Below are 23,820 nucleotides of genomic sequence, written 5' to 3'. Positions count from 1 at the left end.
GGCCTGGAGCCCGTGGCGGACGGTGGTCGCCTTCGGCTTCGTCAGCCTCACGGCCGACATGGTCTACGAGGGCATGCGCTCCATCTCGGGTCCGTTCCTCGGCGCGCTCGGCGCGTCCGCCCTGGTGGTCGGGATCGTCACCGGCGCCGGCGAGGCGATGGCGCTGCTGCTCCGTCTCGCGACCGGGCCGTGGGCCGACCGCAGCGGGCGGCACTGGCGGCTGACCGTCGTCGGCTACGCCCTCACCGCGGTGTGCGTGCCGCTGCTGGCCCTCGCCCCCGCGGTCGGTACGGCGGGCGTGGCGCTCGCCGCCGCGCTGATCCTGCTCGAGCGGGCGGGCAAGGCCATCCGCAGCCCCGCGAAGTCCGCGCTGCTGGCGCGGGTCGCCACGGGAGGCAGCCTGGGCCGGGCGTTCGGCGTGCACAAGGCGCTCGACCAGGTGGGCGCCTTCGCGGGACCGCTGGCCGTCGCCGGCGTCACCGCTCTGACCGGCGTGCTCTGGCCCGGCTTCGCCGTGCTCGCCATCCCCGGCGCGATCTCCCTGGTGCTCCTCGCCCAGGTCGCCCGACGTGCGCCGGGCATCACCGAGCCCGAGGAGGTCGCGCCCGACGAGGCCGAGCGGCGCGGCCTCGGGGCGGTGCTGGGCGTCGACCTGCCTGCCCGCTTCCACGTGTTCTCGACGGCCGCCGCCCTGGCGACGGCGGGGCTGATGACCTTCGGGGTGATCTCCTACCGCTTCGTCGAGGACGGCCTGGTGCCGATCGCCGCGGCCCCGGTGGTCTACGCCCTCGCGATGGCCACGGCCGCCCTGGCCGCGCTGGCGACGGGCTGGGCGTTCGACCGGGTCGGTGCGCGGGTGCTGCTCGTCGTACCGGTGCTGGTGGCGGGGGTCCCGCCGCTCGCCTTCGCCGGTGCCCTGGCGCCCGTGCTGGCCGGTGTCGCGCTCTGGGGCGTGGCCACGGGCGTCCTGGACTCCACCGTCAAGGCCCAGGTCGCGGCAGTGGTGCCGGCCGCCCGCCGAGCCACGGGCTACGGCGTCTTCGCGGCCGTCCAGGGTCTCGGCGCCGTCGCCGGTGGCGCGGTCGCGGGTGCGCTGGTCACCGCGCACACCGGTCGGACTCGCCGCGGTGGTCGCTGCCGCGCAGGTGCTCGCACTGGTGCTGCTGGTGCTCACCCTGCGTCGTCGCTGACGTTGGTCCGCACGACGAGGTCGTCGACGACGTCCTCCAGCCGCCCCGTGCGCTCGTACGCCGCCCGCTGGTGCACCGACCCGCCCTCGCCGAGCAGCCGCTCCACCCCCGCGCGCGCCCGCTCCTGGTCCCCGGTCGCCGACAGCCTGCTCCTGCACGGTGTCGAGCAGCAGGCCCACGACCTCGCGTGCCGGCCGCAGGGCCGCCGTGAGCGGGTGCAGCAGTCGCCCGCCGAGTCCCTCGCGGGCGGCACGCCAGGTGGCAGCCCGGACCGAACTCGGCACGCCACAACCGGGCCGCGTCCGGCGGCTCGGTGCCGGGCTCGGCGTACCGGTCGACGAGGGCGCGGGCCAGGACCGCGACCAGGACGGCGTCGTCCGGGTCCGTGCAGACATCGGCGATGCGCACCTCGACGGTGGGATAGGCTCCGGGCCAGCCGGGCGTCGTAGTAGAGCATGCCCTCGTCCCGTGCGGCGCCGGAGTCGATCAGCGACCGGCCCACCTGCCGGTAGCCCTCGACGCTCCCGAAGCGCTCGGTCGGCCCGGCGCTCGGCCACTGGCCCCAGGCCAGCGCCCGCCACGAGGCGTAGCCGGTGTCGCGGCCCTCGTGGAAGGGCGAGTTCGCGCTGATGGCGAGGAGCACCGGCAGCCACGGCCGCAGGGCGTCGAGCACCCGCACGCCCTCCTCGTCGGAGGAGATCCCGACGTGGACGTGCATCCCGCAGGTGCCGGCAGGCCGGGCCAGACTCGCCGTAGGTGTCGACCATGGCGAGGTAACGGTCGTCGCGCGTGGTCCGCGGCGCGAGGATGGCGAGCGGGCTGGTGCCGGCGGCGGCGGTGCGCAGACCGGCGCCGTCGGCGGCCTCGGCCGCCAGTGCCCGGCGACGCACGAGGTGGTGGCGCAGGCTCGCCGGAGTCGCTGACCGGAGGGGTGCGTGTCTCGAGTCTGGTGGCGGTAGAGCTCGTGGTCGAGGTCGTCGCGCTCGGGCAGGTCGTGCTCGTCGGCGTACTTCAGCACCTGCTGGGCGCGCGGCGTCGCCAGGCGGGTCTCCGGGTCGACGAGGAGGAGGCTCCTCCTCGACGCCGAGCGTGCGGGCGTCCATGGCGGGGGAGTACCCCGTCGGGGACCGATCAGGCGGGCGTCAGTCCCGCGCGGTGAGGATCAGCGGGTCGCCGTCGGTGATCGCGACCGTGTGCTCGGCGTGCGCGCCCCGGGAGCCGTCGGCGCTGCGGATGGTCCAGCCGTCAGGGTCGAACACGATGTCCGCGGTGGTGTGCAGGAACCACGGCTCGATGGCGATGACCAGGCCCGGGCGGAGCTTGAGGCCACGGCCGGCGCGGCCGTCGTTGGCGACGTGCGGCTCGCCGTGCATGGTCCGGCCGACGCCGTGCCCGCCGAACTGCAGGTTCACCTCGAGGCCCGCGGCGTGCGCGACATCGCCGATCGCGGCCGAGATGTCGCCGAGCCGGTTGCCCGATCGGGCGGCGGCGATGCCGGCGGCGAGGGCCTGCTCGGTGGTCTCGATGAGTCGCAGGTCCTCCTCGCGCGGCGTACCGACGACGACGGACAGCGCGGAGTCGGACACCCAGCCGTCGACGGAGGCGGCGAAGTCGACCGAGAGCAGGTCGCCGTCCTGCAGGACGTAGTCGAAGGGCAGCCCGTGCAGCACGGCGTCGTTGACCGAGGTGCACAGCACCTTGCCGAAGGGGCTGGCGCCGAACGACGGGTGGTAGTCGATGTAGCAGGACTGGGCGCCGGCGTCCTTGATCATGCGGTGGGCCAGGCTCGTCGAGCCTCCAGCAGGTTGACCCCGACGGCGGCCTTCTCGCCGAGAGCCTTGATCACGGACGCGACGAAGCGACCGGCAGGACGCATCTGCTCGATCTGGGTCGGGGTACGGAGAACCGATCACGGGATCCAGCCTACTGACCGGTGCCCGGATCCACGACGACGGCGCTGTGGCTGGAGGCGTCGTCGGCGTCGAAGGCGATCCCCTGGAAGTCCTCGGCCCGCCCGACCCAGACCGATCCGGTGATCGTCTGGTTGTCGCCGGGGTCCAGCGAGGTCTCGCCCTGGAGGGAGGCGTCCTGCCACTCGCCGTCCACGACCCCCTTGACCCGTATGCCGTCGAGGTAGATCGTCTGGTCGCTCCGGTTCTCGGCGTCGAAGACGAAGGTGCACTTCACGCTGGAGTAGCCGTCGCCCTCCGGAGAGTCCCCCGCGCAGGCTCGCCGAGGTCACCTTGATCCGCAGGTCGCCGTCGTCGGTGTCGAAGGCCTGCCCGACCTTCTCGCTCGGCTCCGGCGGCTTCACCCAGTCCAGCGCGTCCCCGAGCCAGCGGATGAACACGAAGGTGACCAGCACCGCGATCACCAGGCCGACGGCCGACAAGCCCAGGCCCCAGCCCGCCATGGCCGTCCCGCGGGAGATGCGGCGCCCGCGCTTGATGCCGGCGAGGCCGAGCCCGATCCCGATCGCGGCGGTGAGCAGCGCGAGCAGGCTCAGCAACGGCACGATCGCCAGCGGCAGGGTCACCAGGCCGAGCACCAGGGCGCTGATCGCGAGCCCGTTGCCGGGCGGCCGCGGCTCGACGTTCTGGAAGGACCCCGGCGGCGGAGGCGGATACGACGGCGGCAGGCTCACGCCCGGAACCTATCCCCGCCGGCGTCGTTCCACACCTCGCCGCGGCGCACCGGGCCTAGTTGGTGGGCTTGTCCGCTCCGACGACCCACATCGCGAAGAACTGCGAGCCGCCGCCGTAGGCGTGGCCGAGGGCCTTGCGAGCGCCCTCCACCTGGTGCTCGCCGGCGGCACCCCGGACCTGCAGGGCGGCCTCGCCGAAGCGCAGCATCCCGGAGGCGCCGATCGGGTTGGAGGAGAGCACGCCGCCCGAGCAGTTGACCGGGATCCGGCCGCCCATCGCGGTCTCCCCGGCCTCGGTCAGCCTCCAGCCGGAGCCCTCCTCGGCGAAGCCGAGGTTCTCCAGCCACATCGGCTCGAACCACGAGAAGGGCACGTAGATCTCGGCCGCGTCGATCTCGTCGATCGGGCTGGTGATGCCGGCCTGCCTCCACAGCGCGGCAGCAGCGTCGCGACCCGCCTGCGGGTTGACCTGGTCGCGCTCGGCGGCGGTGGTGGCCTCCGAGCGCATCACGGTGCCGTGGATCCAGGCCGGGTTGGGCGACGACTTCGCGGTGTCCTCGTCGACGATCACCAGCGCGCAGGCGCCGTCGCTCGACGGGCACGTCTCGTCGTACCGGATCGGGTCCCAGAGCATCTGCGAGGCCAGCACGGACTCGACGGTGGTGCCCTCGTTGTGCAGGTGCGCGTAGGGGTTCTTCAGGGCGTTGTTGCGGTCCTTGGCGGCCACGATCGCGCCGATGTGGGTGGGTGCCTGGGAGCGGCGGATGTAGGAGCGCACGTGCGGTGCGAAGTAGCCGCCGGCACCGGCATGGACGGGCATGTTGAACGGCAGCGGCACGGAGAGCGCCCACATCGCGTTGGACTCGGACTGCTTCTCGTAGGCGACCGTCAGCACCCGCTTGTGCACGCCGGCCTGGACCAGCGAGGAGGCCACGATCGCGGTCGAGCCGCCGACGGAGCCGGCCGTGTGCACGCGCAGGAGCGGCTTGCCGGCCGCGCCGAGCGCCTCGGCGAGGAACAGGCTCGGGCATCATCACCCCCTCGAACAGGTCCGGGGCCTTGCCGACGACGATCGCGTCGATGTCGTCGAGGCTCAGGTCGGCGTCGAGGAGCGCGCGGTCGATGGCCTCGCGGCACAGGCCCGCCATCGAGACGTCCTCGCGCTTGGCGCGGTGGTGCGTCTGCCCGACGCCGATGATCGCTGCAGGCTGCTTGCCCATCAGATCCGCTTTCCTTCGGTAGAGGCTTCCAGGGTGCACACGAGGTTCTGCTGCAGGGCGGGGCCGCTGGTGGCGTGGGCGAGGGCCTTGTCGGCCTCGCCGGCCCAGATCCGCGAGGCCGCCTCGCCGACGCGGATGCCGCCGCCGGAGAACATCGGGTTGCTGGCGAGCGCTCCACCGGACGGGTTGACCACGACGTCCGCGCCGAGGCCGAGTCTCCTTGCGCAGGATGAGGCTCCTGGTGGCTGAACGGCGCGTGCAGACTCGGCCACCTCCACGCCGCCGAGGTCGAGCGCTGCGCCGGCCCGCTGGGCGGAGGGGGAGCGGGTCAGGTCGCGCACGCCCAAGCCCATCGGGTCGATGTTGTGCGCGATGCCGGTCAGCCAGGCCGGGCGCTCGCGGACCTCGCGGGCCTTGTCTCCGGCCGCCAGGACCAGGGCGGCGACGCCGTCGGTGACGGGGGAGCAGTCGTGCTTGCGCAGCGGGTCGGCGTACATCGGGCGGGCCAGCAGGCTCCTCGACCGACGAGCCGCCCTTGCGGATGGCGTGCTCGTTCTTCTCCGCGTCGGTGAGCGAGCGGTTGACGACCTCGGCCATCGCCCGCTCGTCCCACGCGCCGGCGTCGATGCCCGCGCGGGCCTGCAGGCCGGCCAGCGACACGGTGTCGGGCCACAGCGGCGTCATCGTGTACGGCTCCAGGCTGAAGGGCGAGGGTACGACGCAGCACGCCCGCCGAGCTCTTGCCGAAGGCGTAGACCAGGGCGGTGTCGACCTCGCCGGTCTGGATCTTGATCCAGGCCTCGTACATGGCCCAGGCCAGGTCCATCTCGACGTGCGACTCGTTGACCGGCGGGATGACGCCGATCGCGTCGACCGCCTGGACGAAGGAGAAGGAGCGGCCCGCGAGGTAGTCGGAGGACCCGGAGCACCAGAACCCCACATCCCGGCGGGTCCACCCGGTCTGCTCGTAGAGCTCCTTGAACACCGGAACGAGGAGGCTCCACGCAGGTCGGCGACCCGTCGAACCCGGGCATCTGTCGCTGGGCGAACCCGACGACGGCGACGTCACGCATCTGTCTGTGTCTCCCTTCTCAGAGGTGGTGCTGGTAGGTCTCGAAGTCGGCGTCCGGCTCCCCGGTCGGCGCGAAGTGGTCGATGTTCTCCAGGGAGTACTTCCACTCCTCCTCCGGCTTCCAGACGGCCTTGACCCGCATGCCCATCCGCACCTCGTCGGCGGGCACGCCGAGGATCAGGTGCAGCACCGCGATGTCGGCGCCGTCGAGCAGGACGTAGGCCGAGACGTACGGCGGAGTGATCTTCTGGCCGAGGAAGGGCACGTTGACGATGCAGAACGTCGTGATCGTGCCGGTCTGCGAGAGACTCGACCTCCTCCTCGGTGGGCGTGCCGTCCGAGGGGCAGGCGCTGCGCGGCGGGACGTAGACCTTCTGGCAGGTGGGGCAGCGCTGGCCCATGATCCGGCCCTCGTTGAGACCGCGGTAGAACAGCGACTCCTCCGGTGAGGCGGCGTAGTCGTAGTCGAGGGAGACCTTCGTGACGACGCCGCTGACCGGCTCGTCGCTGGCCGCCGCGGGTGCGGGGGCCTCGCTCTCGCCGGGGGCGAGCGGCTCGAAGCACGCGATGTCGTTGATGTGGCCGACCCGCTCGGCGGCCCAGCGCACGCGCACCCGCATCCCGGTGCTGACCTCCTCGGGGGAGCCTGACGTCCAGGGCGTGCAGGAGCGGTGCGTCGGCGCCGTCGAGGGTGACGAGCGCGAAGGCGAAGGGCCGGTCGAAGGGCTGGTCCTTGACGGGCTCGGGGACCCAGGTCCAGGAGGTGAGCGTGCCGACGGAGGAGACCTCGACGAAGTCGGTCGTCGCCTCGTGGGTGACGGGGTCGAATTCCAGCGGAGGTACGACGACCTGGCCGGCCGAGGTGCGGCCTCCGACGACCACGCCGTCGCGGAGCCCGGAGAGGAAGCGACCGAGCACCGGGCCGGTCGATCGCGTGTAGTCGAAGGCCACCGTGACCGGGGCCTGCAGGGTGCGGCTCATGGCGAAAGTGAAACACGTTCTAGAAATGCTTCGCAACGACCGGCATGATTCGTCTCATGAAACTGGGACTGCAGGCTGGGCTACTGGGGCGCGCAGCCGCCGCAGGGCGTCGGAGAAGCTCGTCGCGGCCGCGGAGGAGTCCGGCTTCGACGCGATCTTCACTGCCGAGGCATGGGGGAGCGACGCCTTCACCCCGCTCGCCTGGTGGGGCCGTGAGACCTCGCGGGTCCGGCTCGGCACCTCCATCGTGCAGATGTCCGGCCGCACCCCGACCTCGATCGCGATGCATGCGCTGACCCTCGACCACCTCACGAACGGCCGGGTGATCCTCGGCATGGGCGTGAGCGGCCCGCAGGTCGTGGAGGGCTGGTACGGCCAGCCCTTCGAGAAGCCGCTCGCCCGCACCCGCGAGGTGGTCTCGATCATCCGCAAGGTGCTCGCTCGCGAGGCGCCGGTGACCAACGACGGGCCGCACCACGCGCTGCCCTACCGCGGCCCGGGCTCGGTCGGGCTCGGCAAGCCGCTCAAGCCGATCGTGCACCCGCTGCGCGCCGACCTGCCGATCTGGCTCGGCGCGGAGGGGCCGAAGAACGTCGCCCAGACCGCCGAGATCGCCGACGGCTGGATCCCGATCTTCTACACGCCCAGGAGCGCGGGGATGTACCAGCCGTGGCTGGACGAGGGCTTCGCGCGACCCGGCGCGCGTCGTACCCGTGCGGACTTCGAGATCGCCGCCACCTGCCACCTCCAGGTCGTCGAGGACGCCGCGCAGAAGCAGGCGGTGATCGAGGGCATGAAGCCCTTCGTCTCGCTCTACATGGGCGGCATGGGCGCCAAGGAGCAGAACTTCCACAACCAGGTCTTCACCCGGATGGGGTACGGCGAGCCTGGCCGCCGAGGTGCAGGAGCCTGTACCTGGCCGGGGAGAAGGACAAGGCCACCGGCCTGATCCCCGACGAGCCTGGTCGACGACATGCACATCATCGGCACGCCCGGCGAGGTCAAGGAGCGGGTCGCCCAGTGGGAGGAGACCGGGGTGACGACGCTGCTCCTGTCGTGCCGCAGCGCCGGCGAGGTCCGTCAGGTCGCGGAGCCTGTTGGCCTGATCCCTGGCGGGTGTCGGAGCGGCGGGCTACCGTCGTGGCCATGCTGCGCGAGCCGCACGAGAACGTCGCCACGGTGCTGGTCGATCCTGCCCTGCTCCGTGACCTCGAGTCTGGGCTGATGGAGCCTGGACCTGTGGGTCTGGCCGGTCCGCACCGCGCCGATCTGCGTCGACGGCCCGCGGGCGGAGTTCCAGCTGCGCCGGCGGATGGTCGAGGCCCAGCGCGGAGCCTGGGACTGTGCCGCGCACTGGGTCCCGGTGTGGATCAGGCTTCGGCGAGCGGTGGTGGAACGGCGCCGAGCCGCTGCCGTGGTCCGCCCACCGGGCGCTGTGGGACGTGCTCGACGCGCATGCCGAGCAGGTCCGCTTCCGGCGCCGGCTCGGCGGCGTGCAGCCGCTCCTCGCCCCGATCGAGCGGCAGGCCGGCTGACTCTCGGCGTCGTACCTGACGCATCTGTCGTGAATTCCCTGCAATGACGACCGACCCGTCAGGTGCGACGCCGACCAGCACAAGGAAGGGTCCTTGCCCGGATCTAGAACACGTTCTAGTCTGCGGGATGTGACCGACACGCTCCGGACCCCCGCTCACAACGGCCACCTCATGCTCGCCGCGCTCAAGCGGCACGCACACCGCCCGATCGTGCACCTCGGCGACGTGACCCTGACGGGCAAGGAGACCGCGGACCGGATCTCGCAGTACATCCAGGCGTTCGAGTCCCTCGGCGCCGGACGCGGCACGCCGGGCGCGCTGCTCGCGCTCAACCGGCCCGAGGTGCTCTTCATCCTCGGCGCCGGGCAGACCCAGGGCTTCCAGCGCACCTCGCTGCACCCGCTGGGATCGGCCGACGACCACGCCTACGTCATCAACGACGCCGGCATCAGCACGCTCGTCATCGACCCCTACTTCGCCGACCGTGCCGTCGAGCTTGCTCGGCAAGTGCCCCGGCCTCAAGCAGGTGCTCACCATCGGGCCGGTGCCGGACGCGCTCGCCGACGTCGGCACGGACCTGACCGCGGTGGCGGCCTCCTTCGAGCCGAAGCCGGTCCAGGCGGCGCTGCTGGAGCCCGAGCACATCACCTCGATCACCTACACCGGCGGAACGACCGGCAAGCCCAAGGGCGTGATCGGCAACGTCCGCGCGTTCTCGACGATGGCGCAGATCCAGATGGCGGAGTGGGAGTGGCCGGCCGAGCCGCGCTTCCTCATGTGCACCCCGCTCTCGCACGCCGGTGCGGCCTTCTTCGTGCCCGTCGTGCTGCAGGGCGGCACGCTCTTCGTCTCCGCGCGCTTCGACCCGGCCGACGTGCTCAGGACCATCGAGGAGAAGCGGATCAACTCGCTGATGCTCGTGCCGAGCATGCTCTACGCGCTGATGGACCACCCCGACTCGCACACCCGCGACCTCTCCTCGCTGGAGACGGTCTACTACGGCGCGTCCGCGATCAACCCGGTCCGGCTCAAGGAGGCGATCGAGCGCTTCGGGCCGATCTTCGCCCAGTACTACGGGCAGTCCGAGGCGCCGATGGTCATCTCCTACTTCCCCAAGGGCGACCACGTGGACGCCGAGGGGCGGCCGGTGGAGAGCCGGCTGACGTCGTGCGGCCGTCCTTCGGCGTACCTCCGGGCGGCGCTGCTCGGCGAGGACGGCAACCCGGTCGCTCCGGGTGAGCCGGGGGAGATCTGTGTGGCGGGACCGCTGCTGTCGGCGGGCTACTGGCAGGCTGCCCGAGGCGACCGCGGAGACCTTCCGCGACGGCTGGATGCACACCGGCGACGTGGCCCGCGAGGACGAGGACGGCTTCTGGTACATCGTCGACCGCACCAAGGACATGATCGTCACCGGCGGCTTCAACGTCTTCCCGCGCGAGGTCGAGGACGTCGTCGCCGAGCACCCGGCGATCGCTCAGGTCGGGGTCATCGGTACGCCGCACGAGAAGTTCGGCGAGGCGGTGACGGCCATCGTGGTGCTGCGGGAGGGCCACGAGTCTCACCGACGTGGTCGTCGCGGAGATCCAGGCGGCGGTCAAGGAGCGCAAGGGCTCGGTGCAGGTGCCCAAGCAGGTCATCGCCGCCGACACGCTCCCGCTCACCGCGCTCGGCAAGCCGGACAAGAAGGCGCTGCGCGCGCAGTTCTGGACCGGCGAGCGCTCGGTGGGCTGAGTCCGCCGGCGGCTACGCTCGGCGGGTGCGCCCTGGCCGGATCGTCCTCCTCAACGGAGCGTCCAGGCTCGGGCAAGACCGCGCTCGGGCGGGCGCTGACGGCGCTGCTGCCCGACCCGTGGTTCCTGGTGCCCGCCGACGCGATCGGCGCGATGCGCTCGGAGCCGGCCCGCGCCCTGTCGGAAGCCGAGGTCGCGGCCTTGCTGCGTCGTACCCGGCGGGGCTACCACCGGATGGTCGCCGGGCTCGCCGCCGCGGGGAACGACGTGGTGATGGACTACCCGCTGAGCGAGCCCTGGCGCCTCGAGGACCTGCTCGCCGTGCTGGACGGGTACGACGTCACGCTGGTCGAGGTCTGGTGCGCCCCCGACGAGCGGGAGCGCCGCGAGCGGGCTCGTGGGGACCGTCCGAGCGGGCTCACCCGTGCCCAGGAGCACGTGTACGAGCAGCCGGACCGGGACCTGCGGGTGGACACCACGACGACGTCGCCCGAGGCGGCCGCCCACCAGGTCGTGGCGTGGTTGGCCGGCGCGAAGGGCCCGAAGGCGTTCGACCGGCTGCGCGCCTCAGCGTGAGCCCAGCCGCTGCCACACCCGCGCGGGCACCCGGTCGAGCAGGGCACCCATCGCACCCAGCAGCACGTCGACGTCGACGGGGGAGTAGCCGCCTTGCCGGATCACGAGCAGCGAGTCGCCGGTGATCCGCCAGGACAGCGCGGGGTGGTGGCGCAGCACGTCGCGCACGTCGGACAGCAGCAGGCTCCTGGGCGAACTCCGGCGACGGCGAGTGCACGGTGAAGGCCGCGTCGAACTGCGGGTCGCCGATCTCGATGTCGCGACCGGTCAGCGCGTCGACCCAGCGACGCAGGGTCGTGGTGGGGCCGACGGCCAGGTCGGGCGCCGTCACGCCCAGGTTGAGCGCGATCACCGAGCAGGTGTGGGTGGTGCTGTCCTCGCCGCTCCCGCTGACGTAGCGGTAGTCGAACGCCGTGAACGGCCGTGACTCGTAGCGCCCGAGCAGGACGTTGGTGGCGCGTCGGCTCCTGCCACGCTCGAAGGGAGCGCCGCTGAACCGGCCGACGAGGGCGGGGTCCTCGGGCCGGTACTCCCACTCGCGCGACTGGGCGAAGGCCGCGAGGCCCTGCTGCCGCTCCCGTGCCCGGCGGGCCGAGGCGACGACGAGGACCGGCAGCAGCACGCAGAAGCCCACGAAGACGGCGAGGAACAACCCGAGGATCAGGAGCGCGGCCATGGCGCTCATCCTGCCCCGATAGCGTGGAGCCATGCCGGATCTCGTCGTCGGGTTCGACCTCGACATGACCCTCATCGACACCGCCCCGGGGTTCCGGGACGTGCTGCGTGCGCTGGGCGCCGAGCCTGGAGGTCGACTTCCCGGTCGAGGAGATGACCCGGCGCCTCGGACCGCCGCTGGACCTGCTGCTGGAGCCCTACCTGGACGCCGAGCGGATCCCGGCCGCCGGCGACCGGTTCCGAGCGCTCTACCCGGACCACGCGATCACCAGCGTCCCGGTGCTGCCGGGCGCGCACGACGCCCTGGCCGCCGTACGACGGCGGGGTGGGCGGATCGTCGTGGTGACCGGCAAGTTCCCCGAGAACGCCCGGCTCCACCTCGACCACACCGGCCTCGACGTGGACGTCCTGGAGGGCTGGGTGTGGGGCGTCGGCAAGGCGGACGCACTGCGCCGCGAGGGTGCCTCGGTCTACGTCGGTGACCACGTGCACGACGTGGAGGGTGCCCTGGCGGCGGGTGCCACGAGCGTCTCGGTGCTGACCGGGGGCTGCACCGCCGAGGAGCCTGTGGGAGGCCGGCACGCACGTGGTGCTGGAGAGCCTGCACGACTTCCCGGCCTGGCTCGACGAGCACCTCGGCGCCGTCAGCGCCCCTTGAACTCCGGCGCGCGCTTCTCCAGGAACGCGCGCGGGCCCTCCTTGGCGTCCTCGGAGGAGAACACCGCGGCGCCCACCTTCGCGTCGTCGGCCCAGCAGTCCTCCTCGTGGCGGCCCTCGGAGTCGCGCATCGTCTTGAGGATCGCCTGGACCGCCAGGGGGCCGTTGGCGGCGATCCTGTCGGCGATCTCGTGCGCCTTCGCCAGCGCCTCCCCGTCCGGTACGACGTGCCCGATCAGCCCGAGCTCCTTGGCCTCCGGGGCGAGCAGGGTGCGTCCGGTGAGCAGCGACTCGGCCGCCACCGTGTAGGGGATCTGGCGGGGGAGCCGGACCGCGGAGCCGCCCATCGGGTAGAGCGACCAGCGGGCCTCGGCGACGCCGAACTTCGCCGACTCCCCGGCGACCCGGATGTCGGTGCCCTGCAGGATCTCGGTGCCGCCGGCGATCGCCGGCCCCTCGACGGCGGCGATGAGCGGCTTGGTGAGCCGGAAGCCCTTGAGCAGGCCCTTGATGACGGTGGGGTCGTACTCGCCGGACTCGAAGGCTCTCCGACGGCGGCTTCTCGTCGGCCTTCTTGAGGTCCATGCCCGCGCAGAAGTAGCCGCCCGCGCCGGTGAGGATGCAGACCCGGATCTCGGGGTCCTCGTTCACCCGGTCCCAGGCGTCCTCCATGATCCGCAGCATCTCGCTGGAGAGGGCGTTGCGGCGCTCGGGCCGGTTCATGGTGACGACCAGCTTTGTGACCGTCCTGCTGGACGAGGCAATCGCTCATGTGAACCACGCTAGCGAAAAAGTGAAACGTGTTCTAGTCTCGGCGTCGTGGCCCTGAACATCGCCGATCTCTTCGAACATGCCGTCGACGCCGTGCCCGGCAAGCCCGCCGTGCAGGTGGGCGAGCGGGTGATCACCTTCGCCGAGCCTGGAGGCGGAGGCCAACAAAGCTCGCGCACTTCCTGCAGCAGCAGGGCATCGGGAAGGGCGACCACGTCGGGCTCTACTCCAAGAACAGCATCGAGCACGTGATCGCGCTGATCGCGATCCTCAAGGTGCGCGCGGTCTCGATCAACGTGAACTTCCGCTACGTCGCGGGCGAGCCTGGAGTACCTCTTCGACAACGCCGACCTCGTCGGCCTCGTGCACGACCTGGTCTACGCACCCCTGGTGGCCGAGGTGCTGCCGAAGGTCGGCGCGATGAAGGCCGTCGTCGCCGTACCGAACCCGCTGGAGCCGGACGACGCGAGCGACCTGTCGTCCTTCGGCGGCGTCACCCTCGCCGACGCGGTCGCCGGGCAGTCCGCGGAGCGCGACTTCGGCGAGCGCAGCCCCGACGACATCCACATCATCTACACCGGCGGCACGACCGGCTTCCCCAAGGGCGTCATGTGGCGCCACGAGGACTTCTGGCGGGTGCTCGGCGGCGGCATCGACTTCATGACCTCCGAGCCGCTGGAGGAGTACGACCAGTCGAAGAAGGCGCTCGAGGACAGCCTGGTCACGCTTCCGCTCAGCCCGCTGATGCACGGTGGGGCGCAGGCCTCGCTGCTCATGCACCTCTTCGCCGGCCAGGTGACGATCCTGGAGCCCCGATTCGACCCGGTCCGCACCTGGGAGGCTGGTCGACCAGCACGGCGTGCAGATGCTCTTCATGACCGGCGACGCGATGGCCGTGCCGTTGATCGACGCCTACGAGGCCGGGGGGTACGACGGCCAGACGCTCTTCGCGATCGCCTCCTCCGCCGCGATCTTCTCCAAGTCGGTGAAGGAGCGCTGGATGAAGGCCTTCCCCAACGCGGTCTTCACCGACTCGGTCGGCTCCTCCGAGACCGGCTTCCAGGGCACCGGCCTGCAGGACGCCAGCGCCCTGTCGACCGACGGACCGGTCGTCTCGATCCCGCCGACGACGGTGATCCTCGGCGACGACAACCGGCCGCTGGACCCGGTGAAGGACGTCGGCAAGATCGGCCGCACGGCTCGCTCGGGCAACGTCCCGGTGGGCTACTACAAGGACCCGGAGAAGTCGGCGCGGACCTTCGTCGAGATCGACGGCGTGCGCTACTCGATCCCCGGTGACAACGCGCGGATCGAGGAGGGGAACCGGATCACCCTGCTCGGCCGCGGCTCCAACTGCATCAACACCGGCGGGGAGAAGGTCTACCCCGAGGAGGTCGAGCAGGCGATCAAGGCCCACCCCGGCGTGTACGACGTCCTGGTGGTCGGCCTGCCGGACGACAAGTACGGCCAGGCGGTCACCGCCGTCGTCGAGGCGCGTCCGGGTCACACCGTCGAGTCTGGCGGAGCCTGCGCACCTTCCTGCGCGCTCACCTGTCCGGCTACAAGGCGCCGCGCGCGCTGACCGTCGTGCCGGAGATCCCGCGCAACGCGACGGGCAAGGCGCAGTACCCCAAGGCGAAGGAGATGGCCCTCGCCGCCCGCACCACCCTGGACCAGACCGACACCGCAGGAGCCAACGCCTGATGCGCACCCCGCTTTGCGAGGCCTTCGGGATCGAGTACCCGATCTTCGCCTTCACCCCGTCCGAGCACGTCGCCGCCGCCGTCTCCCGCGCCGGTGGGCTCGGGGTGCTCGGCTGCGTCCGCTTCAACGACCCCGACGAGACTCGACCGGGTGCTCACCTGGATGGACGACAACACCGACGGCAAGCCGTACGGCGTGGACGTGGTCATGCCGATGAAGGTCCCCACCGAGGGCACCTCGACCGACCTGTCGGCCTACATCCCCGAGGACCACCGCAAGTTCGTCGACGAGACCCTGCTCAGGCTCGGCGTGCCGCCGCTGCCGGAGGGCGAGGGCCGCGAGGGCGTGCTCGGCTGGCTCCACTCGATGGCCCGCTCCCACGTCGACGTCGCGCTCCAGCACCGCCCCGTGCTCATCGCCAACGCGCTCGGCACCCCGCCCAACGACGTGATCGCCGAGTGCCAGGCAGCAGGCCTCAAGGTCGCCGCCCTGGCCGGTGCCCCGAAGCACGCGCAGAGCCACGTCGCCAACGGCGTCGACATCATCATCGCCCAGGGCTACGAGGCGGGCGGGCACACGGGCGAGATCGCCTCGATGGTGCTGACCCCGGACATCGTGGACGCCGTCGGGCCCGACGTACCGGTGCTCGGGGCGGGGGGCATCGGCTCCGGCCGCCAGGTCGCGGCCTCGCTCGCGCTCGGCGCGCAGGGCGTGTGGACCGGGTCGATCTGGCTCGGCACCGAGGAGTACCGCAACCTCGCCTCCAACCGGGGCTGGGAGACCGCCTTCCTGCGGGCGACCTCCTCCGACACCGTCCGCACCCGCATCTACACGGGCAAGCCGGCCCGCCTGCTCAAGACCAGGTGGACCGAGGCCTGGGCCGAGGAGGGTGCGCCCGCGCCGCTGCCCATGCCGCTGCAGAACCTGCTCGTCGCGGACGCCCACAACCGCATCAACGCCTCCGGCGACCCCGATGTCATCTCGATGCCCGTCGGGCAGATCGTCGGCCGGATGAACGAGGTGCGCCCGGTCGCCGAGGTGATGGCCGACCTGGTCGCCGAGTTCGAGGACACCGTCAAGAAGCTCGACGGGATCGCCGGCACCTGAGCCCACGTGACACGGACCGCAGGTCTCTGCCCCCCGTTGACCTGCGGTCCGTGTCCCGTGCCGCGCCCTCGGCGGAGGCCTAGGCTGGCGGCATGACCCGCAACGTGCTGATCGCCGGAGCCGGACCCGGGGTGAGCGGCTCGCTCGCCCGCCTCTACGCCGCGGAGGGCGGCAGCGTGGGCCTCCTCGGCGCCGAGGAGGACGTGCTCGTCGCCCTGCGAGCCGAGGTGGAGGCGGCCGGTGCGCTGGCCGGCTCCTCGGTGGTCGACCTGACCGACGACATCGCCACCCGCGGCGCCGTGACACGGATGGGCGAGCACGTCGGCCATCTCGACGTGGTCCACTTCAACCCCTCGGCGTACCGCGAGAAGGACCCGCTCACGCTGAGCCCCGAGGAGCCTGCTGGACGACGTACGTCTGGGTGTCGGGTCGCTGCTCTCCGTGCTCCAGGCCGCGCGGCCCTTCCTGCGGCCCGGCGGGCGGATCACCGTCACCGGCAGCATGGCTGCCGACAAGCCGTGGTTCGGCGCCGCCTCGCTGGGTGTGCAGAAGGCGGGGATCCGCAACCTGGTGCACAGCATCGACGCGTCGCTGAAGGACGACGGCGTCCGAGCGGTCTCGGTGACGGTGCGCGGCCTGCTGGCGAAGGAAGGCCCGTTCGCGCCCGACAACGTCGCGAGGGCGCTGCGCGCCGCGATCGACCAGGACGAGGCCGACTGGCAGACCGAGGTCCCGTACGACGGGTGAGGCCCGCTGAGGGCCGCCGTCAGCCCGTGATGCTGGGCTGTCCGGTCTCGACGTGGCCGACGACCCGGCGGCTCCAGGTCGCGTCGCTGCTGACGGTCACGGTGAAGTCGTACCAGCCGTCCTGGTTGGTCACCGCGTCGAAGTAGTCGCTGCGCGTGCTGCCGCTGGGCACCGTGTAGGTCCACGGGCCGTCGTCGCGGTAGTGGTTCGACGTGATGGTGAAGGTCACCGACGAGCCGGAGGAGTTGGCGAGGTCGAACCACAGTGCCGGCGTCGTCGACCCCGTCTTGGCCGCGATCCGCGTCGTCGCCTCGACGGCCCGGCCGGCGGCGGTGGCGGCGTTGCCGGTGAACCGGCGCAGGAACCGGTTCGGGCCGACCACCGTGAGGTCGTACCTGCCGTCGCCGTAGCCGCTGCCGACGTTGAAGAAGTCGGTCGTGGTCGTCGCCGGGTCGACGGTGTACTGCCACGGACCGCCGCCGCGGAAGGCGTTGGCGTAGGCCGCGTAGTGCGCGGACCGCGTGGCCGGCGCACCGCTGTTGGTCATCGAGATGTTGACCTTGATCGTCGTGCCCGAGACGGTCCAGGAGGAGACGAAGGCGCTCGGCTGGTAGGGCACCGGCCGGGCGGGCTTCGTGCCGGGCTCCTGGACCGGCATCGCGTTGCCGTCGACGACCGGCGCGTTGGAGCAAGCTGGTCCGCAGGGCACCGGGGGAGGGCAGCGGGGGGAGCCCGGTGGTGGGGTGCGCGAAGTCGAAGGCCGAGGTGAGGTCGCCGCAGACCGAGCGCCGCCAGGCGCTGATCGTGGTGCTCGGTGCGCTCTTGCCGATCGCGCTCGTCCACTTCTCCAGGAACTGGATGACGGAGGTGTGGTCGAAGACCTCGGAGGACACGTAGCCGCCGCGGGTCCAGGGCGACACGATCAGCAGGGGCACCCGGAAGCCCAGCCCGACCGGCTTACCGTTCACGAACTCGTCGGTCTGACCGCCGGACGGCACCGGCGGCGGGACGTGGTCGAAGAAGCCGTCGTTCTCGTCGTAGTTGACGAAGAGCACGGTGGAGTCGAGGACGGCCGGGTCGGCGTTCAGCGCGGTGAGCAGGTTGCTCACCAGCCACTCGCCGTTGCGCGTCGGACCGGTCGGGTGCTCGGAGTTGAACTGGTCGGTGACGATCCACGAGACCTGCGGCAGCGTCCCGGCGAGCACGTCCGCCTTGACCGCGCCGACGATGTCGGAGGCGATGTTGCCCGAGCCGGAGGGGACCTTGCTGTTGGCCTTCTTCTTCGCGGCGGTGCTGGTGTCGGTGGCGGGGGAGAACGCCTTGAAGTACTGCAACGCGTTGTCGCCGTAGTTGTCGCTGCCCTGGTAGACCTTCCAGGCGATGCCGGCGGTCTCCAGCGACTCGGCGTAGGTCTTCCACGTGAGGTTCTTGCCGAGGAAGTCGCCGCCGTTGCTGTAGGTGCCTCCACTGTGGGCCGCGTCGATCGTGCCGGAGAAGAGGTAGAGCCGGTTCGGTCCGGTCGAGGACAGCACGGAGCAGTGGTAGGCGTCGCAGATCGTGTAGGCGTCGGCGAGGGCGTAGTAGAACGGCAGGTCGGCGCGAGTCAGGTAGCCCAGGGTGGCGGCGCCCTTGGCGGAGACCCACGCATCGAGCTTTGCCGGCGTTCCACGCGGCGTGCTGGTCGCTCCAGCCGTGCGGCAGGTCACCGACGCACTGCGGGTCGTGGGTGCCGTTCTTGGGTCCCGACCCCAGCGGGAAGGGGTACTGGCGGCCGGTGCCGCTCGGCTGCTCGAACACCGACCGGCCGCCGGACAGGCTGGATCGTGCTGCGGTCGCCGAACCCCCGGACGCCACGCATGCTGCCGTAGTAGTGGTCGAAGCTCGCGGTTCTCCTGCATCAGCACGATCACGTGCTGCACGTCCTTGATCGTGCCGGTCGGGGCCGCGGCCCCGACCGTGCGCGGCGCGGCGTCGGCACGCTCGCTCCCGGACCCGGCGAGCGCGGCAAGGCCGACGGCCGAGGTGCGGGTCAGGACTTTCCGGCGACTGAGACTCCACGAGTGCTCCCTCCGAGGTCGGGTGAGACCGTTCCACGCCGGAGGGCACGGCGGCAAGGTGCGTCACCGAGCCGCCATCGCCTGGTCATCTCCCGTCTGTCGTGGACACGTCCTCGACCCAGGCTCGCACCCCGTGCCAAGGTGGTGCGCATCACAGTCCGACATGGGGGTCGAGATGGTGCACGACAAGCGCGCACGCCACGCCGTACGACGGCTGCTGGTGGCCGGCACGATCGCCGCCCTGGTGGTGACGGGCGCGGTGCTGACCGCGGGCTCGTCGCAGGCCGACCTCTCGCTCGCCGGTGTCCCACGGGCCACCTGCGGCAGCGGTGACCTGCCGGAGACGGCCGAGCAGGGCCGGGTGCCGAAGGCGGACCACGACTCGGGCCGTGCCCTGCAGGGCTACCGGTGCAACACCGAGCAGGTCGGGCACCACGGCTCGCGCACGGCGTTCGGCTCGGGCGGGTACAAGGTGCAGCGCTACACCGACGTGACCGGTCGGACGTGTGCGTACTACGACTCCGCGTTGATGGTGGGCCTCAACCTGCAGGGCCTGCTCAACGGCGGCGCCGGGCTGGGCGTGGTGGTGCTCGACATGACCGACCCGGCACATCCTGTCCAGACGGCCAACCTGCTCACGCCGGCCATGCTGCAGCCACACGAGTCGCTGCTCGTCAACAACGAGCGGGGGCTGCTCGCCGCCGTGATGGGGACCCTCGGCACGGCGCCCGGGATCCTCGACGTCTACGACGTGAGCCAGGACTGCCGCAAGCCGCGGCTCATGTCCACCACGCTCAACGGCGTGCTCGGCCACGAGAGCGGCTTCTCGCCGGACGGCAAGACCTTCTGGACCGCGGGTGCCGCGGGGTTCACCCTCACCGCCGTGGACCTGACCAACCCGCGCACCCCGCGGGTGCTGCGCACCAAGACCGGCGTCGTCTACCACGGCCTGCGCCTGTCCGACGACGGCCGGACGATGTACGTCGCGAACATCGGCAGCCCGAGCATCCTCAACGGCTCGGCGATCGACGGCGCGGGTCTGGACGTCCTCGACGTCTCCGACATCCAGGACCGCCGGCCGAACCCGCAGATCCGCACGCTCTCACGACTCACCTGGGAGGAGTCCTCCATCCCGCAGGTGGCCGAGCCCTTCACCCGCGACGGGCGGCAGTACGTCTTCGAGGTCGACGAGTTCAGCGACCTGTTCGGCGACATCACCCGGATCAACTCGGCCAAGAGTCCGGTCGGGGCGGCGCGGATCATCGACGTGACGGACCCGCGGGCGCCGTACGTCGTCTCCAACGTGCGGCTGGAGGTGCACGACCCGCAGGTGCGCGCCGCGGTGATGGGCGACCCGGGTGCCCAGGAGATCGTGCGCAGCTTACACCGGCCACTACTGCTCGCTGCCGACCCGCGCGGACCCGCGGATCGCGGCGTGCTCGATGATCGGCTCCGGGCTGCGGCTGTTCGACATCTCCGACGTCGCGCACCCGCGGGAGGTGGGCTACTTCAACCAGCCCGGGCCCGATGGCGCCTCCGCGCTCTCGCAGCCGGCGTGGGACGTGGCCCGCAAGCAGGTCTGGTACACCGACATGGACGAGGGCTTCTTCGCCGTCGGCCTGCGCGGGCCGGCCGCGGCGCTCCTTCCCTGAGCCGTCCGGTCAGGGGTACGACGTCCCGCGCTCCGCACGCACCCAGGCCGTCCCCGGCGCCGGCACCCCGGCGGCCGCCAGCACGCGCTTGAGCACCTTGTTGGTGGCGGTGCGGGGCAGGTCCTCGACGACCCGGACGTAGCGCGGCCACGCCTTGTCCGACAGGTCGGACTGACCGGCCAGGAAGGTCTCCAGGCCCCCGGGGTCGAGCGCCCCGCGCAGCACCAGCGCCGCGGCGACCGGTCCCCGACCTTCGGGTCCGGTACGGCGTACACGGCCGCCTCGGCGACCGCGGGATGGCGCAGCAGGACCCGCTCGACAGGTGCCGCGGCCAGGTTCTCGCCGTCCACGCGCAGCCAGTCGCCGGTGCGGCCGGCGAAGTAGACCCAACCGTCGGCGTCGCGGTAGGCCAGGTCGCCGGACCAGTACATCCCGCCGCGCATCCGCTCCTCCTCGGCCGCCTCGTCGCCGTAGTAGCCCGCGAAGGCGCCCCGGCCGGTGGTGTTGACGAGGCTCGCCGACGGCGGCCTCGGCGTTGAGCAGCCGGCCTGCCGCGTCGAAGACCGCGTCCGGGGTCTCCTCGCCGGACGCGGCGAGCACCTTGATCCCGTCGAGCGGCATCCCGAGGCTGCCCGCGGGCATGCCGGGCCGGCGCTGGACGATCACGGCGTTCTCGGTCGAGGAGTACGAGTCCACGACCTCGCACCCGAAGCGACGGGCGAAGTCGGCGATGTCGCCCTCGTTGGCCTCGTTGCCGAACACGATCCGCAGCGGGTTCTCCGCGTCGTCCGGCTGCGCCTCGGTGGCGAGGACGTAGGTGAGCGGCTTGCCGACGTAGGCTGGCGTACGTCGCCCCGAAGTCGCGTACGTCGCCCAAGAAGCCGCTGGCCGAGAAGGGGGCCACCGCGAACGCCGCCCCGGTGGTCAGCGCCGGAGCCCAGCCCGCCATCACCGCGTTGGAGTGGAAGAGCGGCATCGCGACGTAGTGGACGTCGTCGGCGGTGAGCCCGAGCCGGCCGACCAGGTGGGTTCCGGGGCCGGTGATCTTCTGGTGCGTGACGCGGACCGCCTTGGGCGAGCCGCTCGTGCCGCTGGTGAAGATCAGCATGAACAGGCTGTCGGGGTCCGGCCGGACCGCCGGGAACGGTGCGTCCGGCGCGGCCAGCGCGGCGAGCGCCCGGCCGGGGGAGTCGACGACCACCTGGCAGTCCGCCTTGGTGACGTCCGCGGCCAGCGCCTCGCCCCGGCGGGTGGAGTTCAGCCCGACGAGCACGTGCCCGCCGAGGCCGGCCGCCGCCAGGTGCAGCGCGAAGGCCGGCCCGTTGGGCAGCAGGACGCCCACGTGGGGCGGACTCCCGGGATCCAGCACGTGCTCGAGGTCGGCGGCGAGCCGGGCCGCGGCGGCGACGTACTCGCGCCAGGTGAGGGTGCGGACCGAGCCTTCCTCCCGCCAGCGCAGCGCCGGACGATCGTCCTCCGCGCGGGCGAGGAGCAGGTCCCGGACCGTCATGCGAAGGCTGCGGCCGATCGCCAGCGCCTGCTCGGTGGCACCGCCGAAGAGGAACTCGAAGCGCTTGCCGGTGGTGAAGTACCGGTGCGCCTCGCCGTCCAGGTCGATGCCCACGCCCCCGTGCACGTGCACGGTCGTGTGCGCGATCCGGTGGCCCGCGTCGGCGGCCCAGAGCCTTCGCGGTCGCGACCTCGGTCGCCGCCGGCAGCCCCTCGGACAGTCGCCAGATCGCCTGCCAGAGCGTCAGTCGCTGCCCCAGCACGTCGATGAAGCCGTCGGCCAGGCGCTGCGACACCGCCTGGAAGGTGCCGATCGGACGGCCGAACTGCTCGCGGGTCTTGGCGTACTCCGCGGTCAGCCGCAGCGCGCCCTCGGTGACGCCGAGTCTGCTCGGCGGCCGAGAGCGCGACGAGCAGCTGGCCGAAGCGCTCGGCAACGTCCGCGCCGCCGATCCGCGTGGCGGGAGTGCCGGCGAAGGCGACGAGGGCGGCGACGTCGCCGTCGCTCGTCCGCTGCGCCTGCCGGTCCAGGCCCTCGGCGTCGGCGAGGTAGACGCCCACCCCGTCGGGGCCGGTCGCGGTGACGAGCAGCGCGTCGGCCGCCATCCCTCCGCGCACCAGCGTCTTGGTGCCGGTGAGCGCGCCGTCGGCGTCTGCCGTGACGGTGGGGGAGGCGGGCAGGTGCGCGCGCTCCTCGGCCACCGCGGCGGCGTACAGACCGCGGTCGGCAGGCTGACCGGCCCCGGTGAGCAGCGTCGTGCACGCCACGTGGGTGGCGAGGGGGACCGGCGCGACATGACGGCCGACCTCGACCAGCACCCGGGCGAGGGTGACCAGGTCCAGACTCGGTCCAGTCGAAGGCGTCGCCCAGCGTCGCCCACAGCGCGCGGTCGAACCGGTCGCCCTCCGCCTCGACGGCCTTGAGGCGCTCGTTGGTGGTCTTGTCCCCGAGGATCGAGGCCGTCGACTCGGCGGCCTCGTCCTGCTCGGGTGTGAAGATGAAGTCCATGTGTCCGCTCCTCAGCGCTTCGCGGCCGGGAGGCCGAGTCCTACGTAGCCGATGATGTCGCGCTGGATCTCGTTGGTGCCGCCGCCGAAGGTCATCACCAGCGACGAGCGGTGGAAGCGCTCCAGCCGCCCGGCCAGCACCGCGCCGGGGGACTCGCCGGTCACGCCCGCGTGCGGGCCGACGATCTCCATCAGCGCGCGGTAGACCTCGGTCGCCAGACCGGAGCCGTAGATCTTGGTGGCCGAGGCCTCGGCGGGGGAGAGCGCGACGCCGTGGTCGGCGTCGGCGGCGAGCCTTCCAGTTGATCAGCGACAGTGCCTCGACCCGGGCGTGCGCGCGGCCGAGCGCGATCTGCACCCACTCGGTGTCGATGACGCCGGTCTCGCGTGCCCAGTCCTTGACCAGGCCGAGGGAGTGGATGAGCGGAGCGGCCGAGGTCAGCGCCACCCGCTCGTGGTTGGTCTGGTTGGTCATCAGCGCCCAGCCGCCGCCGCGCTCGCTGATCAGGTTGCTCGCGGGCACGCGTACGTCGGAGTAGTACGTCGCCGACGTACCGACCCCGGCGACGGTGTGCACCGGCGTGTAAACTCACGCCCGGCGCGTCGGCGGGCACCAGGATCATCGACAGGCCCTTGTGGCGGGGTGCGTCGGGCTCGGTGCGGCAGGCCAGCCAGATCCAGTCGGCGTACTGGATGAGCGAGGTCCACATCTTCTGGCCGTTGATCACCCACTCGTCGCCCTCGAGCACCGCCTTGGTCTGCAGCGAGGCGAGGTCGGTGCCCGAGCCCGGCTCGGAGTAGCCGATGGAGAAGTGCAGGCTCGCCGGCGAGGATCTTGGGGAGGAAGTACTCCTTCTGCTCCTCGCTGCCGAAGCGCATGATCGTAGGCCCGACGGTGTTGAGCGTCAGGTAGGGGATCGGTACGCCGGCCACGGCGGCCGCGTCGGTGAAGATCAGCTTGCTCCACCATCGAGCGGGCCTGGCC

At 71.9% G+C, this 23,820-nt stretch carries 22 protein-coding genes and 12 pseudogenes; 17 read left to right on the top strand and 17 right to left on the bottom strand.

The window, feature by feature from the left end:
• Positions 1 to 22: 22 nt before the first annotated feature.
• Positions 23 to 1,639 carry an MFS transporter gene (locus tag G5V59_RS06485; RefSeq protein ID WP_278259679.1) on the top strand — a complete coding sequence of 539 codons (1,617 nt, stop codon included), beginning with the start codon at positions 23 to 25 and terminating at the stop codon, positions 1,637 to 1,639.
• A gap of 41 nt (positions 1,640 to 1,680) precedes the next feature.
• Here G5V59_RS06485 and G5V59_RS06480 read toward each other — a convergent pair.
• A pseudogene (locus G5V59_RS06480) lies at positions 1,681 to 1,869 on the bottom strand (glutamate-cysteine ligase family protein); the annotation flags it as partial.
• Between G5V59_RS06480 and G5V59_RS06475 the strand changes: the two are divergent.
• Together G5V59_RS06475 and G5V59_RS06470 are read left to right on the top strand one after the other, a co-directional pair.
• On the top strand, positions 1,784 to 2,113 hold the full coding sequence (locus tag G5V59_RS06475; protein WP_278260278.1) for a hypothetical protein: 330 nt from the start codon (positions 1,784 to 1,786) through the stop codon (positions 2,111 to 2,113). The pseudogene G5V59_RS06480 and the gene G5V59_RS06475 overlap by 86 nt on opposite strands.
• Before the next feature lie 41 nt (positions 2,114 to 2,154).
• Positions 2,155 to 2,349 (top strand): hypothetical protein, encoded by a 195-nt coding sequence (locus G5V59_RS06470; RefSeq protein ID WP_278260277.1) that lies wholly within the window; start codon positions 2,155 to 2,157, stop codon positions 2,347 to 2,349.
• Here G5V59_RS06470 and map read toward each other — a convergent pair.
• The 6 genes and pseudogenes from map to G5V59_RS06440 all read right to left on the bottom strand — a co-directional run bounded on the left by map (position 2,333) and on the right by G5V59_RS06440 (position 6,391).
• Positions 2,333 to 3,066, bottom strand: a pseudogene (map, locus tag G5V59_RS06465) (type I methionyl aminopeptidase). The gene G5V59_RS06470 and the pseudogene map sit on opposite strands and share 17 nt — an antisense overlap.
• Before the next feature lie 33 nt (positions 3,067 to 3,099).
• Positions 3,100 to 3,834, bottom strand: a complete 735-nt coding sequence (locus tag G5V59_RS06460; protein WP_278255936.1) for a hypothetical protein — start codon at positions 3,832 to 3,834, stop codon at positions 3,100 to 3,102.
• 55 nt (positions 3,835 to 3,889) lie between these two features.
• A complete protein-coding gene (locus tag G5V59_RS06455) occupies positions 3,890 to 4,807 on the bottom strand; it encodes a thiolase domain-containing protein (protein ID WP_278255935.1) in 918 nt (305 codons plus the stop codon).
• Positions 4,808 to 5,053: 246 nt separating this feature from the next.
• Positions 5,054 to 5,407, bottom strand: a complete 354-nt coding sequence (locus G5V59_RS06450; protein ID WP_278255934.1) for a hypothetical protein — start codon at positions 5,405 to 5,407, stop codon at positions 5,054 to 5,056.
• 26 nt (positions 5,408 to 5,433) lie between these two features.
• On the bottom strand, positions 5,434 to 6,039 hold the full coding sequence (locus G5V59_RS06445) for a hypothetical protein (protein WP_278255933.1): 606 nt from the start codon (positions 6,037 to 6,039) through the stop codon (positions 5,434 to 5,436).
• A 106-nt stretch (positions 6,040 to 6,145) separates the two neighbouring features.
• Positions 6,146 to 6,391, bottom strand: a complete 246-nt coding sequence (locus G5V59_RS06440; RefSeq protein ID WP_278255932.1) for an OB-fold domain-containing protein — start codon at positions 6,389 to 6,391, stop codon at positions 6,146 to 6,148.
• Positions 6,392 to 7,132: 741 nt separating this feature from the next.
• Between G5V59_RS06440 and G5V59_RS06435 the strand changes: the two genes are divergently transcribed.
• The 7 genes and pseudogenes from G5V59_RS06435 to G5V59_RS06405 form a co-directional block, all read left to right on the top strand.
• Positions 7,133 to 8,056, top strand: a complete 924-nt coding sequence (locus G5V59_RS06435) for an LLM class F420-dependent oxidoreductase (RefSeq protein WP_278255931.1) — start codon at positions 7,133 to 7,135, stop codon at positions 8,054 to 8,056.
• A 24-nt stretch (positions 8,057 to 8,080) separates the two neighbouring features.
• Complete coding sequence (locus G5V59_RS06430) at positions 8,081 to 8,332, top strand: hypothetical protein (RefSeq protein WP_278255930.1); 252 nt, start codon at positions 8,081 to 8,083, stop codon at positions 8,330 to 8,332.
• Positions 8,254 to 8,661, top strand: coding sequence for a hypothetical protein (locus G5V59_RS06425; RefSeq protein WP_278255929.1), 408 nt, complete (start codon positions 8,254 to 8,256; stop codon positions 8,659 to 8,661). Before G5V59_RS06430 ends, G5V59_RS06425 begins: the two co-directional genes overlap by 79 nt.
• Positions 8,662 to 8,813: 152 nt before the next feature.
• Positions 8,814 to 9,116, top strand: a pseudogene (locus tag G5V59_RS06420) (AMP-binding protein); the annotation flags it as partial.
• 10 nt (positions 9,117 to 9,126) lie between these two features.
• A pseudogene (locus tag G5V59_RS06415) lies at positions 9,127 to 9,870 on the top strand (AMP-binding protein); the annotation flags it as partial.
• Between the two features lie 25 nt (positions 9,871 to 9,895).
• A complete protein-coding gene (locus tag G5V59_RS06410) occupies positions 9,896 to 10,948 on the top strand; it encodes an AAA family ATPase (RefSeq protein WP_278255928.1) in 1,053 nt (350 codons plus the stop codon).
• Between the two features lie 828 nt (positions 10,949 to 11,776).
• A pseudogene (locus G5V59_RS06405) lies at positions 11,777 to 12,138 on the top strand (haloacid dehalogenase-like hydrolase); the annotation flags it as partial.
• Positions 12,139 to 12,267: 129 nt separating this feature from the next.
• On the opposite strand, the gene G5V59_RS06400 reads toward G5V59_RS06405, so the two are convergent.
• Both G5V59_RS06400 and G5V59_RS06395 read right to left on the bottom strand, forming a co-directional pair.
• Entirely contained in the window at positions 12,268 to 12,783 is a 516-nt protein-coding gene (locus tag G5V59_RS06400) for an enoyl-CoA hydratase-related protein (RefSeq protein ID WP_278259678.1), read from the bottom strand.
• Between the two features lie 115 nt (positions 12,784 to 12,898).
• Positions 12,899 to 12,964, bottom strand: a pseudogene (locus G5V59_RS06395) (hypothetical protein); the annotation flags it as partial.
• Positions 12,965 to 13,233: 269 nt separating this feature from the next.
• On the opposite strand from G5V59_RS06395, the pseudogene G5V59_RS06390 reads away from it, so the two are divergent.
• The 5 genes and pseudogenes from G5V59_RS06390 to G5V59_RS06370 form a co-directional block, all read left to right on the top strand.
• Positions 13,234 to 13,314: pseudogene (locus G5V59_RS06390) on the top strand (hypothetical protein); the annotation flags it as partial.
• 100 nt (positions 13,315 to 13,414) lie between these two features.
• A pseudogene (locus tag G5V59_RS06385) lies at positions 13,415 to 13,816 on the top strand (AMP-binding protein); the annotation flags it as partial.
• A gap of 100 nt (positions 13,817 to 13,916) precedes the next feature.
• Positions 13,917 to 14,633, top strand: a complete 717-nt coding sequence (locus tag G5V59_RS06380) for an AMP-binding protein (protein ID WP_278259677.1) — start codon at positions 13,917 to 13,919, stop codon at positions 14,631 to 14,633.
• Between the two features lie 272 nt (positions 14,634 to 14,905).
• Complete coding sequence (locus tag G5V59_RS06375) at positions 14,906 to 15,862, top strand: nitronate monooxygenase family protein (protein ID WP_278255927.1); 957 nt, start codon at positions 14,906 to 14,908, stop codon at positions 15,860 to 15,862.
• Between the two features lie 92 nt (positions 15,863 to 15,954).
• Positions 15,955 to 16,173: pseudogene (locus G5V59_RS06370) on the top strand (short-chain dehydrogenase); the annotation flags it as partial.
• A 455-nt stretch (positions 16,174 to 16,628) separates the two neighbouring features.
• On the opposite strand, the gene G5V59_RS06365 reads toward G5V59_RS06370, so the two are convergent.
• The gene (locus tag G5V59_RS06365) at positions 16,629 to 17,267 is read right to left on the bottom strand and encodes a phospholipase domain-containing protein (RefSeq protein ID WP_278255926.1); all 639 of its coding nucleotides are present in this window, start codon (positions 17,265 to 17,267) and stop codon (positions 16,629 to 16,631) included.
• A 107-nt stretch (positions 17,268 to 17,374) separates the two neighbouring features.
• Between G5V59_RS06365 and G5V59_RS06360 the strand changes: the two genes are divergently transcribed.
• The gene (locus tag G5V59_RS06360; protein WP_278255925.1) at positions 17,375 to 17,506 is read left to right on the top strand and encodes a hypothetical protein; all 132 of its coding nucleotides are present in this window, start codon (positions 17,375 to 17,377) and stop codon (positions 17,504 to 17,506) included.
• A 60-nt stretch (positions 17,507 to 17,566) separates the two neighbouring features.
• On the opposite strand, the gene G5V59_RS06355 is transcribed toward G5V59_RS06360, so the two are convergent.
• Positions 17,567 to 18,667 carry a hypothetical protein gene (locus G5V59_RS06355; RefSeq protein ID WP_278255924.1) on the bottom strand — a complete coding sequence of 367 codons (1,101 nt, stop codon included), beginning with the start codon at positions 18,665 to 18,667 and terminating at the stop codon, positions 17,567 to 17,569.
• A gap of 174 nt (positions 18,668 to 18,841) precedes the next feature.
• Here G5V59_RS06355 and G5V59_RS06350 point away from each other — a divergent pair, with 174 nt between their 5' ends.
• Positions 18,842 to 20,410 carry a hypothetical protein gene (locus G5V59_RS06350; RefSeq protein ID WP_278255923.1) on the top strand — a complete coding sequence of 523 codons (1,569 nt, stop codon included), beginning with the start codon at positions 18,842 to 18,844 and terminating at the stop codon, positions 20,408 to 20,410.
• Here G5V59_RS06350 and G5V59_RS06345 read toward each other — a convergent pair.
• The 6 genes and pseudogenes from G5V59_RS06345 to G5V59_RS06320 all read right to left on the bottom strand — a co-directional run.
• On the bottom strand, positions 20,328 to 21,014 hold the full coding sequence (locus tag G5V59_RS06345) for a hypothetical protein (RefSeq protein WP_278255922.1): 687 nt from the start codon (positions 21,012 to 21,014) through the stop codon (positions 20,328 to 20,330). The genes G5V59_RS06350 and G5V59_RS06345 overlap by 83 nt on opposite strands.
• Entirely contained in the window at positions 20,981 to 22,264 is a 1,284-nt protein-coding gene (locus G5V59_RS06340) for an acyl-CoA dehydrogenase family protein (protein WP_278255921.1), read from the bottom strand. The genes G5V59_RS06345 and G5V59_RS06340 overlap by 34 nt, the downstream gene beginning before the upstream one ends.
• Positions 22,265 to 22,847: 583 nt before the next feature.
• Complete coding sequence (locus G5V59_RS06335; RefSeq protein ID WP_278259676.1) at positions 22,848 to 23,069, bottom strand: acyl-CoA dehydrogenase family protein; 222 nt, start codon at positions 23,067 to 23,069, stop codon at positions 22,848 to 22,850.
• A 121-nt stretch (positions 23,070 to 23,190) separates the two neighbouring features.
• Positions 23,191 to 23,310: pseudogene (locus tag G5V59_RS06330) on the bottom strand (acyl-CoA dehydrogenase); the annotation flags it as partial.
• A gap of 163 nt (positions 23,311 to 23,473) precedes the next feature.
• A pseudogene (locus tag G5V59_RS06325) lies at positions 23,474 to 23,584 on the bottom strand (hypothetical protein); the annotation flags it as partial.
• A 130-nt stretch (positions 23,585 to 23,714) separates the two neighbouring features.
• Positions 23,715 to 23,768, bottom strand: a pseudogene (locus tag G5V59_RS06320) (hypothetical protein); the annotation flags it as partial.
• Between the last annotated feature and the right edge of the window lie 52 nt (positions 23,769 to 23,820).

It is taken from the genome of Nocardioides convexus (assembly GCF_011090295.1).
Note: the sequence above shows the minus strand (reverse complement) of the source record. Positions and strands in the feature narration are given on the sequence as shown.